The organism is Bradyrhizobium sp. (genome assembly GCF_016219575.1).
GTDB lineage: Bacteria > Pseudomonadota > Alphaproteobacteria > Rhizobiales > Xanthobacteraceae > Bradyrhizobium.
The window spans coordinates 632,183-647,304 of record NZ_JACRMG010000009.1; the positions used below are offsets into that span (position 1 = coordinate 632,183).

At 66.0% G+C, this 15,122-nt stretch carries 11 protein-coding genes; 5 read left to right on the top strand and 6 right to left on the bottom strand.

Features of this window, described 5'->3' with window-relative positions; all coding sequences use genetic code 11:
- The first annotated feature begins 193 nt into the window (after window positions 1-193).
- Window positions 194-3,955 carry a DUF3971 domain-containing protein gene (locus tag HZB49_RS08060; RefSeq protein ID WP_291609977.1) on the top strand — a complete coding sequence of 1,254 codons (3,762 nt, stop codon included), beginning with the start codon at window positions 194-196 and terminating at the stop codon, window positions 3,953-3,955.
- 16 nt (window positions 3,956-3,971) lie between these two features.
- Here the strand turns inward: HZB49_RS08060 and HZB49_RS08065 are convergent, their stop codons facing one another.
- The 3 genes from HZB49_RS08065 to tyrS form a co-directional block, all read right to left on the bottom strand.
- A complete protein-coding gene (locus tag HZB49_RS08065) occupies window positions 3,972-5,417 on the bottom strand; it encodes an outer membrane beta-barrel protein (protein WP_365857058.1) in 1,446 nt (481 codons plus the stop codon).
- A gap of 178 nt (window positions 5,418-5,595) precedes the next feature.
- On the bottom strand, window positions 5,596-6,867 hold the full coding sequence (locus HZB49_RS08070; protein ID WP_291609978.1) for an MFS transporter: 1,272 nt from the start codon (window positions 6,865-6,867) through the stop codon (window positions 5,596-5,598).
- A 71-nt stretch (window positions 6,868-6,938) separates the two neighbouring features.
- On the bottom strand, window positions 6,939-8,189 hold the full coding sequence (gene tyrS / locus HZB49_RS08075) for a tyrosine--tRNA ligase (RefSeq protein WP_291609979.1): 1,251 nt from the start codon (window positions 8,187-8,189) through the stop codon (window positions 6,939-6,941).
- 172 nt (window positions 8,190-8,361) lie between these two features.
- On the opposite strand from tyrS, the gene HZB49_RS08080 reads away from it, so the two are divergent.
- Both HZB49_RS08080 and HZB49_RS08085 read left to right on the top strand, forming a co-directional pair.
- The gene (locus tag HZB49_RS08080; RefSeq protein ID WP_291609980.1) at window positions 8,362-9,465 is read left to right on the top strand and encodes an anhydro-N-acetylmuramic acid kinase; all 1,104 of its coding nucleotides are present in this window, start codon (window positions 8,362-8,364) and stop codon (window positions 9,463-9,465) included.
- A gap of 86 nt (window positions 9,466-9,551) precedes the next feature.
- Window positions 9,552-10,232 carry a glutathione S-transferase family protein gene (locus tag HZB49_RS08085; RefSeq protein ID WP_291609981.1) on the top strand — a complete coding sequence of 227 codons (681 nt, stop codon included), beginning with the start codon at window positions 9,552-9,554 and terminating at the stop codon, window positions 10,230-10,232.
- Here HZB49_RS08085 and HZB49_RS08090 read toward each other — a convergent pair whose 3' ends face one another.
- From HZB49_RS08090 to HZB49_RS08100, 3 genes are all read right to left on the bottom strand, one after another.
- Complete coding sequence (locus HZB49_RS08090) at window positions 10,233-10,745, bottom strand: DUF1697 domain-containing protein (RefSeq protein WP_291609982.1); 513 nt, start codon at window positions 10,743-10,745, stop codon at window positions 10,233-10,235. It lies immediately after the preceding gene.
- 2 nt (window positions 10,746-10,747) lie between these two features.
- On the bottom strand, window positions 10,748-11,395 hold the full coding sequence (locus HZB49_RS08095; protein WP_291609983.1) for an alpha/beta hydrolase: 648 nt from the start codon (window positions 11,393-11,395) through the stop codon (window positions 10,748-10,750).
- A gap of 254 nt (window positions 11,396-11,649) precedes the next feature.
- On the bottom strand, window positions 11,650-12,600 hold the full coding sequence (locus tag HZB49_RS08100) for a LytTR family DNA-binding domain-containing protein (protein ID WP_291609984.1): 951 nt from the start codon (window positions 12,598-12,600) through the stop codon (window positions 11,650-11,652).
- A gap of 31 nt (window positions 12,601-12,631) precedes the next feature.
- On the opposite strand from HZB49_RS08100, the gene HZB49_RS08105 reads away from it, so the two are divergent.
- Both HZB49_RS08105 and HZB49_RS08110 read left to right on the top strand, forming a co-directional pair.
- Complete coding sequence (locus HZB49_RS08105) at window positions 12,632-13,843, top strand: acyltransferase family protein (protein ID WP_291609985.1); 1,212 nt, start codon at window positions 12,632-12,634, stop codon at window positions 13,841-13,843.
- 54 nt (window positions 13,844-13,897) lie between these two features.
- Complete coding sequence (locus tag HZB49_RS08110) at window positions 13,898-15,049, top strand: cysteine desulfurase family protein (protein WP_291611144.1); 1,152 nt, start codon at window positions 13,898-13,900, stop codon at window positions 15,047-15,049.
- Window positions 15,050-15,122: the final 73 nt, after the last annotated feature.

The window sequence follows — 15,122 nt, forward strand, 5'->3', positions numbered from 1 at the left end:
TCGACGCTTTCGGCGGCTCAACCAATGAGGTATTGCGGGTCTTGCCCTGGGATTCCGGATTCGCGCCGGCTGCTGGGCAAGTCTGATGACCTCGGAGTATGGTTACAAGGATTTCGAAGCACCATCCGTCCGCCCGTTAAAGGACTCGTTGGGGCCGGCAACGGCTCATAGTAAGAACCGGGGATTGGCAGCGATGCCGGCACAGGAGCGCTCGATGGGGATCGACGGGCGCGCCCTTGGCGGCGAGCCAACCCGCAATCAGCGCCAGCACCGAGAGGCAATGGCAAGGAATTCGTCGCCCCAAGGACCCCAGGCTGGAGCATCCCAGGCTGGTGGGCCCCAGACCGGATCGTATCCCCCATCGCGGCAAGGGCAGCCTCAGCAATCGCGCCGGCGTGCCGATTCGCCGGCGCAATGGGACGAGGCCGGCTGGGATCCCGAGCATGACGAGGCGGCCGGTCACCGCGCGCGCAAACTGCTGTCGGGCTCGGGCTCGGGCATCCACCGCATCGGCGACCGTGTCGGCGCGATGCGGCGCTGGATGATCGGCGAGCGCTGGGTGAAGCGGCTGGCGGTCGCGGTCGCAGCCCTCGCCGTCATCTTCGTGGTCTGCTTCGGCGGGTTGTGGTGGCGGCTTGGCGCCGGACCGATCAACCTCGATATCGCCACGCCCTGGCTCGCTTCGGCGATCGAGGAAAACATCGGTCACGGCAATGCCGTCGAGATCGGCGGCACCCAGATCGAACGCGCCGGGCGCATCCGCATCGCCGTGCGCATCCGCGACATCATCGTGCGCGACCGCGACCGTGCCATCGTCGCGACCGCGCCGAAGGCGGAAGTCAAACTGTCCGGCACCGCGCTGATGATGGGGCGGCTGCGCGCCGAGAGCCTCAATCTGGTCGATGCCGAGCTTGCGATCCGCATCACGCCCGACGGACAGGTCTCGGTGTCGGCGGGCGATACCGCAAAACCGCTGGCGACCGGTGTCGCCTCCAAGAAGGAGGCGGGCCTGCCGGCCACATTCCCGCGCCAGATCCCGGTGACGCCGCCCGCGGCAGGCGCGCCTGCGGCCACGGCGGACAGCACCCAGACCGGTATTCTGGCCGGCCTCGACTGGCTCGACAGCCTCAGCCTCACAGGTCTCGACGGACAGAACCTCAACGAGATCGGTCTCAAGAACGGCAATCTCCTGGTCGACGACCAGCAGCGCGGCAACAAATGGTCGTTCGAGAACATCAGCCTGAGCCTGCGCCGGCCGAGCAGCGGCGGTGTCGCGCTCAGCCTCGGCGAAGAAGGCGCAAGGCCGTGGTCGCTGCGCGTGGTCGTGGGGCCGCCCGCCAATGGCGTGCGCGCGGTCGACATCAAGGCCGACAAGGTGCCGACCGCCAACATCTTCCTGGCGATGCGCGTCAAGGACCTCACCTACAGCGCGGACCTGCCGTTGTCGGGCGAGCTGAAGGGCGAACTCGGCCGCGACGGCGTGCCGACCTATTTCCGCGGCAAGATCACCGCCGGCGCCGGCCACATCATCGACAGCGACACGCCGGATTACCCGATGGCGATCGACTCGGCCGAGATGAATGTCGAGTGGGATTCCAACCGCCGCGTGCTGGTGGCGCCGTTCAAGATCGTCTCCGGCGCCAACCGCGTGACGCTGCTGGCGCATCTGGAGCCGCCGAACGGCAACGTCAATGACTGGCAGGCCGGGCTTTCCGGCGGCACCATCGTGCTGCCCGGCGCCGAGGGTGAGCAGCCCCTGGTCTTCAATCGCATCTCCGTCGGATTCCGATTCGATATCGACAGGAAGCGCGTGCTGCTGACGCAGGCCGACTTCAGCAATGGCGAGATCAGCATCGCCGGCACCGGCGTGGTGGACTATTCGGGCGAGCCGCGGCTGCAGCTCGGTTTTGCCGGAACGCCGATGTCGGCCTCCGCGCTGAAGCGGATGTGGCCGATCCTGATCGTGCCCGAGCTGCGCGAATGGGTGATCGAACGGATCGAGAAGGGTCAGCTGCAGCGCATCGACATCGCGCTGAATTCGCCGGTGCGCAATCTCTCGCGCAAGGGGCCGCCGATTCCGGACGAGGGGCTCTCGGTCAATATCCTCGCCTCGGGCGTCACGGTGCGCCCGGTGGACCAGATGCCGGCGGTGCGCGACGCCGACCTCAAGGCCAGGGTGACGGGCCGCACTGCGCTGGTGAACATCGCGCAGGGCATCGCCGACACTCCGGCCGGGCGCAAGATCAATTTCACCGACTTCAGCTTCGAAGTGCCGGACATGGCGCCGAAGCCGTCGCCGGCAAAGGTCAGGGTGCGTGTCGACGGCCCCATTCCCGCGGCGGCCGAAATCCTGGCTTCCGAACGGCTGAGCGATCTCGGGGGCACCCTGGTCGATCCCGGTTCGAGCAAGGGCAATTTCTCCGCCATCATCAACATGGGCCTGCCGGTCAAGAACGCGATCACCAAGGCCGACACGACCTACAGCGTGACCGCCGACCTCACCGGTTTTGCCGCCGACAAGCTGGTGATGAACCAGAAGCTGGAGGCCAACGCGCTGAAGATATCGGCCAGCAATGCCGGCTATCAGGTGAAGGGCGACGTCAGGATCAACGGACAGCAGGCCTCGCTCGACTATCGCAAGCCGGCGGAGGGCGACGCCGACGTCAGGCTGTCGGCAACGCTCGACGATGCGAGCCGCGCCCGGCTCGGACTCGATCTCGGAACCGCGGTGTCGGGCGCGTTGCCGGTCAAGCTGATCGGCAAGATCGGCAGCGGCGATCATGACAGCCGCCTCGGCGTCGAGGCCGACCTCACCGCGCTCAGGCTCGACAACATCCTGCCCGGCTGGGTCAAGGTGCCCGGCAGGTCCGGCAAGGCCACCTTCAACGTGGTGCAGAAGCAGTCTTCGACACGCTTCGAGGACATCGTGGTGGAGGGCGGCGGCGTCTCCATCAAGGGATCGATGGAAATCGACCAGAACGGCGAACTGCTCAACGCCAACTTCCCGGTCTATTCGCCGACCGACGGCGACCGCACCTCGCTGCGCGCCGAGCGCGGCCAGGATGGCGTGGTGAAGGCGACGATGCGCGGCGACGTGTTCGACGGCCGCGGCTTCCTCAAGTCCGCGGTCTCGGGCCGCGAGCCGGAAGCCAAGAACAAATCCAAGAGCATCGATTTCGACGTCGATCTCAAGCTCGGCGCAGTGCAGGGCTTCAACGGCGAAGCGGTGCGCAGCATCGATTGCAAGTTCTCGCGCCGCAACGGCGCGATCCGCAATTTTGCGCTGAACGGCAAGCTCGGGCGCGATACGCCCGTCACCGCCGACCTGCGCGGCCGCGCGCAGGGGCGCGAGGTGATCTATCTCGAGACCAACGACGCCGGCGCTTTCTTCCGCTTCACCGACACCTATTCCAAGATGGTCGGCGGCCAGCTCGCGCTCGCGCTGGAGCCGCCGACGTCGGATCCCGGTCCCCGGGAAGGCCTGATGAATGTCGTCAATTTCATGGTCAAGGGCGAGGCGGCGCTCGAGCGCGTGGCGGCGGGCGGGCCGCCGGGAACGCAGAGCGGGGTGTCGTTCTCGCGGCTGCGCGCGGAATTCACCCGCAACAGCGGCCAGCTTACCGTTCGCGAGGGCGTGGTGAAGGGGCCGGCGATCGGTGCGACCATCGAGGGCAGCATCGATTATGTCGGCAACACCGTGCGCATGAGCGGCACTTTCGTGCCGATGTACGGGCTCAACAACATGTTCGGCCAGATTCCGATCGTCGGCCTGTTCCTCGGCGGCGGCAGCAACGAAGGCCTGATCGGCGTCACCTATGAGGTCGTAGGCACCCCGGGCCAGCCGGTGCTGCGCGTCAACCCGATCTCGGCAATGGCGCCCGGTGTGCTGCGCAAGATCTTCGAGTTCAACACCGGCAAGCAGAACAACCCGGTGGAATTCCCGCCGAACAATTGAGCCGCGCGTCGCGCGTCTATGGCGCCGGCATTCGCCAGGAAAGCATCGCGCGCAAGGTGTGCACCGTGCCGCCGGCGCTCACGTTGGTCCAGCCGGGTGCCGTCAGGTTGGTGAGCGTCTCCAGATGGGTGCCGCGATATTCTGCGCGCGCCGAGATCGTGTCGGTGAAGTAGCGCTCGAAGCCGCCGCCGAAGGTGGCGCCGTGATACTGCGGCGTCGGACCGGTGCCGGTCACACCGAACAGATCGTACGATATGGCACGCAGCGTGACGCCGCTGTAGCCGCCGAGCGCATAGACCAGCGTGTTCGGCGCAACCAGGTAGCCGACGCGCCCGCCGGCGGTCCAACTCCAGTTGACGGCGGCAAGATCGCTCGAGATGCTGCCGGTGCCGGTAGCCGTCGCGGTGAACCTGACGCCGCCATTGGTGGCGGCGTCGACCAGGCCGAAGGCGCCGATCACCCATTGCGGGGCGACCTGGCGGTCATAGCCGATCATCAGGGTGCCGCCGACATCGGCGCCGCCGAGGCCCGAGCCGTTGAAATCCACCTGGCCTGCAGCGGTGCCGGAAAGATGCGGCGCGATAGCATCGCCGCCGATGCCGGCGCCGATGTAGAAACCGGTCCAGGAGGGCGTCGCCATCCGTGTCGTCGTTGCAGCAGGCGCTACCGTGCCGAACTGGCCGAAGCGGTAGGCGGCGCCGATCCGGACCAGGTGCTGCGAAAAATCGTTGGTCCAAACCGCGTTGTTGATGGGATCGACGGTCGTCCCGCTGCCGAGCGCGACATAGCGATACTCGCCGCGAAGCGAGACGTTGCTTGTCAGCCGATATTCGGCGCCTGCGCCGACGGTGTACCCGCGCAGGGTCTGCGCCGGCTGATCCAGGAAGACAAGTGCCGGGCCGCCGACCGGAATGATGGTCATCGACCAATTGTTCACCTTCATCTCGCTGTAGCCGGCCAGGCCATACAGCAGGATATCCGGCGCCACCAGAAAGCCGGCGCGACCGCCGACGGTCCAGCCGTGATCGAGGCTCGGCATCGTGCCGGAAGCGCTAAAGGCGTTGAGGGGCCAGTTGGCCGACAGCGTCGTCCGCTGGCGCGACCAGTCGTAGTCGGCGAAGACACCGAGCACGATCTTCTGCGACACCTGCAGATCGGCGCCGACGAATGCGGAAAGACCGAGATCGGCTCCCTGCAATCCATCGAAGGTCAAACCCGGGCCGCCGCCGACGAGGAGGGCGGTCGACCGGCCGGCGAGGAAGTCGAAGCCGGCGCCGGCACCGACGTAGAACTGCGTCCAGCTTGCCACCGGCGTGGCCGTCGGAGCCTTCACCGGCAACCTCGGCAAGTCCGCCGCCGCTACAGGGGTTGCAATCATCCCGGCCAGCAGCGCGCCTGCTTGCATAGTTCGCAATGGCGCGGCGGCGCGGCGTACCGCGGTCCGGCCCTCAGTCTTCTTCATTTCCCACCCCAACGCCCAGAACGGTCGGCAAATCGCAGCCAGCCGCAGAATCCACGCAAAGTTAGTACGAAACCGCAAGCAGAATGTCCTGAAGCAAGCCGCGCATATTCTGAAATTTTTCTGATATTTGGCTCGCAGCCGCGTGGAAAACCATTTGACTGTTGCTGCGTCCCCCGCGCTAGCGCCGCAGCGCCGGCACCACGAGGAACGGAAGCATGCCGAGGATGACGTTTACCAGCGCGAACACGATGACCGCGTTGTAACCGTGGGTGTAGTCGTGGATCAGGCCGCCCGACCACGAACCGAAGGCCGAGCCGAGGCCGCTGCCGATCGAGATCGTGCCGAAGATCGTTCCGACCCGCTTGCCCTGGAAGAATCTTAGCGCGGTCGCGGTGATCAGCGGGCCGCGCGAGCCGATCATGCTGCCGAAGCAGACGACGAAGGCAGTAAGCAGCCAGTAGTTCGGATGCCACTGCAGCAGCCACAGGAAGAAGATCCCGATAATCGAGATGGCATAGCTGAACAGCACCGACGGCCGCCGGCCGATGATGCCGTCGAGGGTGGAAACACCGACCATGCCGATCGTCAGCACCACGCCGGAAAAACCCCAGGCGGTTGCCGCCTGCAGCGGATGGAAACCGGCGTCGATCAGGAAGGCGACGATCTGCGCCGAGATCGCGTACATGCCGACCGCGGTGAAGAAGAAGGTGGAGAACAGCGCCCAGAAGGCGTGGTGGCGCATGGCGCTTGCCAGCGTCCAGCCGCTGTCGACGACCTCGGCCTGCGCCTTCTGCACGACCGTCGGCGAGCCCCGCGCGAACAGCCGCCACGGCAAGAGCAGCAGCGGCACCACGAGGCAGAGCACGACGATGCCGAACCACTGATAGGAGGAGCGCCAGCCGATGTGATCGATCAGGAGCTGCGAGGCCGGCAACAGCACCAGCACGCCGCCGCCCATGGCGGAATAGACGACCGCCATCGCGGTCGGCAGTCGCGGCCCGAACCAGCGGCCGAGCAGGATCGAGTTCGGCACGTTGCCGACCAGCGCGATGCCGAGCCCGACGCAGAGACCGACGGTGAGCTGGAACTGCCACAGCGCTTGCGCATGCGATGCGGCGAGGAACGCGCCGCCGAGCAGCAGGAGCCCGAGCGCATACACGGTGCGCGGCCCGGAACGGTCGAACAGGCGGCCGACCAGCGGCGCGGTAAGCCCGCTCATCAGCCAGGACAGCGAGTAGACCGAGACGACCTGCGCGCGGTCCCAGCCGAAATTCTCCGAGATGGGTATCAGGAAGACCGTGAAGCTCTCGCCAAGGCCGCGGCCGAGCACCGACAGCGCAAAGCACAGCGCCAGCACGTTCAGCGCCACGCGCGCCGGCTTCAGCGGCCTGGCCGCCACATCCTCCCCCGGCGCGTCCCTTTGCGCGTCCTTTGGCGTGTTCTGGTCCATTGCGCGTAAGGAAGCGCCTCTTCGCGCAGGAAGAGCAGGGGTCTGTTGCGAATACGCCTATGCAGCGCGGGCTAGGCGCGCAGCAGCACGTGCCGCTTCTTGCCGAGCGAAAGTTTTATCACGCCTTCGCCGGTCAGGTTGGCCGGCGACAGCGTCATCTTCTCGTCGGTGACGGCGACGTCGTTGACACGGAGCCCGCCGCCCTTGATCTGCCGCCGCGCCTCGCCATTGGAGGCGACGAGCCCCGCCTTCACGAAAGCGGCGAGCACGCCGACGCCGGCGTCGAGTTCGCCGCGCGGAATTTCCACCGTCGGCAGGTTTTCCGCAATCGCGCCTTCCTCGAAGGTCTGCCGCGCGGTCTCGGCGGCCTGGTTGGCGGCGTCGCGGCCGTGGAGCAGGGCGGTCGCTTCCGTCGCCAGCACCTTCTTGGCCTCGTTGATCTCGCCGCCTTTGAGCGCCGCAAGCTTGGCGATCTCGGCCATCGGCAGGATGGTGAAGAGCTTCAGGAACTTGACGACGTCGGCATCCTCGGTGTTGCGCCAGTATTGCCAGAAATCATAGGGCGAGAACTCGTCGGCGTTCAGCCACACCGCGCCCTTGGCAGTCTTGCCCATCTTGTCGCCGGAAGCGGTGGTCAAGAGCGGCGTGGTCAGCGCGAATAGTTGCGGCGTGCCCATGCGGCGGCCGAGATCGACGCCGTTGACGATGTTGCCCCACTGGTCCGAGCCGCCCATCTGCAGCCGGCAGCCGACCCGGCGCGACAGTTCGACGAAATCGTAGGCCTGGCAGACCATGTAGTTGAACTCGATGAAGCTCATTTCCTGCTCGCGCTCGAGGCGCAGCCGCACGGAGTCCATGGTCAGCATGCGGTTGACCGAGAAATGCCGGCCGACGTCGCGCAGCATCTCGATCCAGTTCAGTTTGGTCAGCCACTCCGCATTGTCGAGCATGACGGCGTCGGAATGCCCGTTGCCATAGCGCAGCACCTTTGCGAACACGCCCCGGATGGAAGACTTGTTGGCCTCGATCTCCGCGACCGAGCGCAGCGCCCGCGTCTCGTCCTTGCCGGAGGGGTCGCCGACCATGGTGGTGCCGCCGCCCATCAGCGTGATCGGCTTGTTGCCGCTCTGCTGCAGCCAGTGCAGCATCATCATGGTCAGGTAATTGCCGATGTGCAGCGAGCGCGCGGTGCAGTCATAGCCGACATAGGCGGTCGCCTCGCCTTTGGCGGCGAGCGCGTCCAGCCCCTCGAAATCGGAGCATTGATGGATGAAGCCCCGTTCCTGTAAAATGTTCAGGAAATCCGATTTAAATGCAGTCATGTGTCGGCGACTCTGATCACTCTATTTTCACGGTTTTTCTTCACGCTAATTGTAACGAAATGCGGCGCCCGTTGCGAACTTGCTGCCGATTCATCGTCCGCTGTGGCATTATAAGATGTGCTCCTTTGGCACAAGCCGTGCTTCCCGGGGTAGGGCTCGCGAGGCCAAAACAATGATGTTGACCGCACTCGGTCTAATGAGCGGCACCTCGCTGGACGGGGTGGATGTCGCCTTGATCGAAACCGACGGCAAGCGGGTCCAGTCCTTCGGGCCCTGCAGCTACCGGCCCTATACCGACCGCGAGCGCAGCCTGCTGCGCCAGGCGCTGACGGAGGCCGTCAACCTGCCGCAGCGCGACGCCCGGCCGGGCATCCTGCGCGAGGCGGAGGAGGTCGTCACCAAGGCGCATGCCGAAGCGGTTGCCGCCTTCACCGCACAGAACCGCATCAGCCGGGAGGAGATCGACATCGTCGGCTTCCACGGCCAGACCGTCCTGCACCGGCCGGAGAAGCGGATGACGGTGCAGATCGGCGATGCGGCGGCGCTGGCGAAGGCGATCCATATCCCCGTGATGCATGATTTCCGCGCCGCCGATGTCGCCGCCGGCGGGCAGGGCGCGCCCTTTGTTCCCGTCTATCACCGCGCGCTGGCGCAATCGCTGGAGCGCGAAGGGCCGATCGCGGTGGTCAATATCGGCGGCGTCTCCAACATCACTTATATCGACGGCACCGACACGCTGATTGCATGCGACACCGGCCCCGGCAATGCGCTGCTCGACGACCACATGTTCCGCAGCATGAACCAGCGCTTCGACAAGGATGGCGAGTTCGCCGCCAAAGGCAGTGTCGACGAGGCCTGGGTGGCGCGCGCGCTGCAAATGCCGTTCTTCAGCCTGAAACCGCCGAAATCGCTCGACCGCAACGATTTCGCCTGCCTTAAGGTCGCCGACAAGGCGCCGGCCGATGGTGCCGCCACGCTGACCGCGTTCACCGCGGCCGCCATCGCCCGCATCGTGCCGCTGCTGCCGAAGCCGCCGAAGAGCTGGATTGTCTGCGGCGGCGGCGCGCGCAACCGCACCATGGTGCGGATGCTGCGCGAGCGGCTGGCGCCGGCCACCGTCGAGGTGGCCGAGACGCTCGGCTGGTCGTCGGACGCGCTGGAGGCGCAGGCCTTCGGCTTCCTGGCGGCGCGGGGCCTGAAAGGCCTGCCGCTGAGCTACCCCGCCACTACCGGCGTACCCATGCCCATGACCGGCGGGGTGATCGCGCGACCGTGAACTGGATGCAGATGCATCTACCTTGACGGATATATGCGATTGCATGTAATTTTACATGCGACTGCATTCACCGTCGAGGAACTGCCATGGCCGCGCCACTCAAGCTGATCAGCCACAAGCTTTGCCCTTATGTGCAGCGCGCGGTGATCGCGCTGACCGAGAAGGGCGTCCCGTTCGAGCGGATCGACATCGATCTCGCCAGCAAGCCGGACTGGTTCCTGAAGATTTCCCCGCTCGGCAAGACGCCGGTGCTGGTTGTCGGGGACAAGGCGATCTTCGAATCCGCCGTGATCCTGGAATATCTGGAGGAGACGCAAGGCTCTCCCCTGCACCCCGCGGATGCGCTCGAGCGCGCCGAGCATCGCGGCTGGATCGAGTTCGGCTCGGCGGTGCTCAACGACATCGCCGGCTTCTATGCCGCGAAGGACGAGGCGACGTTCAAGGCCAAAGCGGCACAGCTCGAAGAGAAATTGGCCCGGCTGGAGGCGCGCGTCGCGGCCGCGCCGTGGTTCGACGGCGAAAAATTCTCGCTGGTCGACGCCGTGTTCGGCCCGGTGTTCCGCTATTTCGACGTGTTCGACGCCATCGGCGATTTCGGCATTCTGGCCGGCAAACAGAAGCTCGCGCAGTGGCGCAGGAACCTCGCCGCGCGGCCGTCGGTACGCGGCGCCGTCAGCGCCGACTATCCGGCGCTGCTGCGTGATTTCATCGATCGCCGCCAATCCTGGCTATCGCAATTGCAGGCCGGCAAGCGCAAGGCGGCCTGATCAGAGTTCTGCGGCCATCTTCGCCAGCGTCGCGATCGTGTTGATGTTGCGCGCCGTGCCGGCCTTGGCGGCGGGGATCACCAGCTTCGATTGCCCCATGCCATCGCCGTAATGCACGTAGATCTCGCGGCGGCCGAGCTTGATCTCCTCGTCTTTCTGGCCGCGCACGCCGGCAAGCGTATCCGTTGGCGGCTTGCCGTCGAGGAAGATCGCGACCGTGCGGTTGGGAGCGGCCTTCGGGAAAGGATTGTCGGCCGCTACCTGCGCCATCTCCTCGGCGCTGCGCACGAGCACGCCGACCGGCTTGCCGGCATAGGCTGCCAGCCGCTTCTCGATCGCTGCCTTGATCGCGGCTTCCGACTTGCGGCTTGTGAAGACGACATTGCCGCTGGCGATATAGGTGCGCACCGCGCCGAAGCCGAGTTCCTCGCACATCGCCTTCAATTCGCTCATCGGCAGCTTGCCGGTGCCGCCGACATTGACGGCACGCAGCAGCGCGACAAACGCCGGCATGATCAGCGAACGTTGGCGAGACGCATGTCGAGATAGCCGGTGACCGCTTCCATCAGCGGCTCCAGCTTGCCGTCGAAGAAGTGGTTGGCGCCGGGGATGACCTGCTGGTCGATCACGATGCCCTTTTGCGTCTTCAGCTTCTCGACCAGCGTGTTGACGTCCTTGGGCGGCACCACCGCGTCCTTTTCGCCATGCACGATCAGCCCGGAGGACGGGCAGGGCGCGAGGAAGGAGAAGTCATAGAGATTGGCCGGCGGCGCGATCGAGATGAAGCCTTCGACCTCGGGGCGGCGCATCAGGAGCTGCATGCCGATCCAGGCGCCGAAGGAGAAGCCCGCGACCCAGCAGGCGCGCGCCTCCGGATTGATCGCCTGTGCCCAGTCCAGCGCGGACGCCGCATCCGACAATTCGCCGGTGCCGTGGTCGAACGAGCCCTGGCTGCGGCCGACGCCGCGAAAATTGAAGCGCAGCACCGAAAAGCCGCGATGCGCAAAGGCGTAGTAGCACTGGTAGACGATCTGGTGATTCATCGTGCCGTGAAACTGCGGATGCGGATGCAGGATCATGGCGATGGGCGCGTTCTTCTGCTTCGCCGGATGGTAGCGGCCTTCGAGGCGGCCGGCAGGACCGGTGAAAATCACTTCAGGCATTGGGGTTCCTTGATTGATATCGATCAATCAACCGGTTGGAGCGCACTCCGTTCGCGCTGCGCGAATGAAACGGCTCGTGAAATGATGGCGGGCGTCGCCTGGCGGCGCGGGTGGTGGGCCGCGTTCTAACATGACGCAAGGGGCAAAAAGCAAGGAAATTGTGCAGCCTGGCGGGCGGGAAACCGCTTCATGAGCTGGCCGTAAGGGGCTGGAAAACCGTTGAAATTCCATTCGGCGCGGACGCCTTCACTCCCTCAGGCGGAGGCGGCTGGCCGATCGAGCGAAGCAACCGTGCTGCGGTAGCGGCGGCTGCCGAAAACCGTGTGTCCGGAATCGAACGTTAGTTCGAAATCGCCCGACGGCTTCGACTGCACGGCGGTGACGCGGTCGAGGTTGGCGAGCCTCGTGCGGTGGATGCGCGCGAGGTTGAAGCGGGAAAGATCGCTTTCCGCCGCCGCGAGCGTGCCGCGGATGAGGTGACTGGAGCCGTCGGCGAGGCTGTATTCGATGTAATTGCCGGCAGAGCTGATCCAGAGAATGTCGCGCGGCTCGATGCGGATGCTGCGCGCGCCGTCGCGCAGCCAGATGGTTTGCGGCGTGGACGGCGGGCTCGCCGCTGGTGGTGCCGCCACCACCTGCAGCGCGCGGTGTGCCTCGCGCCTTGCATCCATCAGCCACATGCCGCCGCCGATCAGGAAGCAGGTTACGACGTCCTTGCGGAACTCGTAGAGCACCGTCGCCAGCGAGAAGCGGAAGTCGTAGGCGCCATCAGCCAGGAACATGACGAGCTTGCGCAGCCACACCATCCCCGTGATGTGCACGGCCGAAAAGGCGATGATGGTGGCGGCAGCGAGCGCGACGCGGACGGCCAGCGCCGGCTCGCGGCGGATGCGCCTGACGATGGCGAGCAGGGCCGGCGTCAGCAAAATGATGACCGCGATGCTGGTCATGTCCCAGAGCAGGGGCGTCCTGGGGTCATAGACTCCGCCGCGGCGGGCGATGTCGTCGGCGGTCGACAGCGCGCCGACGATTCCGATCACGACCGCAACCGCTGCGACCGCTGCATAGATCAGGCGGTCCTCGCCGATCATCCCGCGCAGCCAACCGCTCGTCCCGGCGGGCCTCGTCTCATCCCGCGGTACCCGGTTCTGATCCCAAACCGGCTTTTCAGCAGGCCGATCGGGCGCATCCTTGACGTCGGTCATGAGATTTCAGCGCACTTTTTCGGAGCCGGCCATGATGCAGGAAAGCATAGCACAGCCGTCGGATGTCGCGCCCGCTCGCCGCGTCGATCTCGACTGGGTACGGATCGGCGCCTTCGGGCTATTGATCCTCTATCACGTCGGCATGTTCTACGTGCCTTGGAACTGGCACATCAAGAGCGTCCACGCCGTCACCGCGCTGGAACCCTTGATGCTGGCGCTCAATCCATGGCGGCTGGCGCTGCTGTTCCTCGTCTCCGGCGTCGCCACCCGTTTCATGTTGCGAAAGACCGCTGCGGGAGCGCTGTTGCGCTCGCGCTCTTCGCGGCTACTCATTCCCCTGGTCTTCGGCATGCTCGTGATCGTGCCGCCGCAAGCGTACATCCAGATCGTCGAGGCGCTCGGATATCCCGATGGATTCCTAGACTTCTATCTGAAGCATTACTTCGCCTTCGGCAAAGAGTTCTGCCCAAAACCCTGCATCATCCTGCCGACCTGGAACCATCTGTGGTTCGTGGCCTATCTCTGGGTCTACACCATGGCGCTGGGCCTTTTCGTCCTGGCCATTCCCGGTGCGACCGCATGGATCGAGCGTTGGCTGGCGCCGCTATTGTCAGGCGTATGGCTGCTGGTCGTGCCGTCGCTGCTGTTTGCGGTCTTTCGCCTGACACTGCTTCCGAATTTTCCCTCGACCCATGCCCTGTTCGGCGACTGGTACAATCACGCGCTGTTTGCCGGCGTGTTCCTGCTCGGCTTCCTGCTGGCGCATGCCGCCTCATTCTGGGAGGCGACCGAACGCCGGCGCTGGATCGCGCTCGTCCTCGCGGTCGCCTTCTACGCGCTCTGGCTGTCGCTGCGGCCGCTCAGCGGCAGCGGCATGCCGGTCCGGCTTCTGATCGGGATCGCCTACGGCTTCTATCAGTGGCTCTGTATCGTCGCGGTGCTCGGCTTTGCGCGGCGTTGGCTGACGCGAGACTCAGCGGCGCGGCGCTACCTGACCGATGCGATCTTTCCCTATTACATCGTGCACCAGACCGCGATCATCGTCATTGCCCATGCGCTGCGCGGCAGCGGGCTGTCGGCCGGGCTCGAGGCGGCCACTATCATCGGCGGCACCGCGGCGGCGTGCGTCGTCACTTTCGAGATCGTGCGCCGCGTGGGCTGGCTGAGGCCGCTGTTCGGATTGAGGCGTGAGGCGGCCGGACCGGCCATGCCGATGCGGGCGCGCGGACAGGCGGCGAATTAACGATTTCGCCGTGCGAGGCGTACCGGCGCCGCCCGAAAGCGCTATATGGCTGGCATGGCCGAGCGCATCTATCTCGACTGGAACGCGACCACGCCGCTGCGCCCCGAGGCGAAGGCGGCGATCGCGCATGCGTGGGACACCGGCGGCAATCCCTCCTCCGTCCATGCCGAGGGCCGCCAAGCGCGCCAGCTGGTGGAGGATGCGCGCGCGGCCGTCGCAGCCGCCGTCGGTGCCGAGGCGGCGAACGTGATCTTCACCTCCGGCGGCACCGAGGCCAATTCGCTGGCGCTGACGCCGGGCCTGCGACGAAACAAGGGGCCGGCGGTGGAACGGCTGCTAATTTCCGCGATCGAGCATGCTTCCGTGTTGTCGGGCGGACGCTTTGCGGCTGAGGCGACCGCCCGCATCGGAGTCACGCGCACCGGTGTCGTCGACCTCGACCGCCTGCGCGCCTTGCTCGACGGCCCGCCGGCGCTGGTCTCCATCATGCTCGCCAACAACGAGACCGGCGCGATCCAGCCAGTGGCGGAGGCGGCCGGGATGGTTCACGCCGCGGGCGGGCTGCTGCATGTCGACGCGATCCAGGCGCTCGGCAAGATTCCCTTCGATCTCGCCTCCATTGGAGCCGATCTGGTGTCGCTCTCCGCGCACAAGATCGGCGGTCCCAAGGGGGTGGGCGCGCTGGTGCTGGCCGAGGGCGTGGAGGGTCTGGCGCCGCTGCTGCGCGGCGGCGGTCAGGAGAAGGGCCGCCGTGCCGGCACCGAGGACGTCGCCGGGATCGCCGGTTTCGGGGCAGCCGCCAAGGCGGCGCTGGCTTGCCGCGAGCGCGATGCGGCCCGGATGGAAGGGCGCCGGGAGCGCCTTGAAGCCGGCCTCCAGGCCACGCCCGGTACTGTGGTCTTCGCCGAGGAAGTTCAGCGGTTGCCAAATACCGTTCTGTTTGCCGTTCCCGGGCTAAGAGCCGAAACGGCTGTCATCGGCTTCGACCTCGCCGGTATCGCGGTATCGTCAGGCTCGGCTTGCTCGTCCGGCAAGGTCCAGCCCTCGCATGTCGTGGAGGCCATGGGTTTCGGCCCGGAACTGGCCTTGGGAGCGGTGCGGCTCAGTCTGGGCTGGTCTACGACCGAGGCAGACGTCGGCAGGGCCCTGGAGGCTTGGCGAAAGCTCGCCGATAGCTTACTTAGAGGACGAAGAAACACGGCTTGAACTGTTCTAAGCCGGTTTCGTCGGTGCATCGCACCGGACATACGACCTTGATCCACCGCGGTCCTTGAAACCG

What these genes read in the sequence shown, in the direction of transcription:
- HZB49_RS08110 (WP_291611144.1), top strand. Translation starts at nt 13,898, where the DNA reads ATGGCCGAGCGCATCTATCTCGACTGGAACGCGACCACGCCGCTGCGC.
- HZB49_RS08080 (WP_291609980.1), top strand. Translation starts at nt 8,362, where the DNA reads ATGATGTTGACCGCACTCGGTCTAATGAGCGGCACCTCGCTGGACGGG.
- HZB49_RS08070 (WP_291609978.1), bottom strand. Translation starts at nt 6,867, where the DNA reads ATGGACCAGAACACGCCAAAGGACGCGCAAAGGGACGCGCCGGGGGAG.
- HZB49_RS08095 (WP_291609983.1), bottom strand. Translation starts at nt 11,395, where the DNA reads ATGCCTGAAGTGATTTTCACCGGTCCTGCCGGCCGCCTCGAAGGCCGC.
- HZB49_RS08085 (WP_291609981.1), top strand. Translation starts at nt 9,552, where the DNA reads ATGGCCGCGCCACTCAAGCTGATCAGCCACAAGCTTTGCCCTTATGTG.
- HZB49_RS08105 (WP_291609985.1), top strand. Translation starts at nt 12,632, where the DNA reads ATGATGCAGGAAAGCATAGCACAGCCGTCGGATGTCGCGCCCGCTCGC.
- HZB49_RS08090 (WP_291609982.1), bottom strand. Translation starts at nt 10,745, where the DNA reads ATGCCGGCGTTTGTCGCGCTGCTGCGTGCCGTCAATGTCGGCGGCACC.
- HZB49_RS08060 (WP_291609977.1), top strand. Translation starts at nt 194, where the DNA reads ATGCCGGCACAGGAGCGCTCGATGGGGATCGACGGGCGCGCCCTTGGC.
- tyrS (WP_291609979.1), bottom strand. Translation starts at nt 8,189, where the DNA reads ATGACTGCATTTAAATCGGATTTCCTGAACATTTTACAGGAACGGGGC.
- HZB49_RS08100 (WP_291609984.1), bottom strand. Translation starts at nt 12,600, where the DNA reads ATGACCGACGTCAAGGATGCGCCCGATCGGCCTGCTGAAAAGCCGGTT.
- HZB49_RS08065 (WP_365857058.1), bottom strand. Translation starts at nt 5,417, where the DNA reads ATGAAGAAGACTGAGGGCCGGACCGCGGTACGCCGCGCCGCCGCGCCA.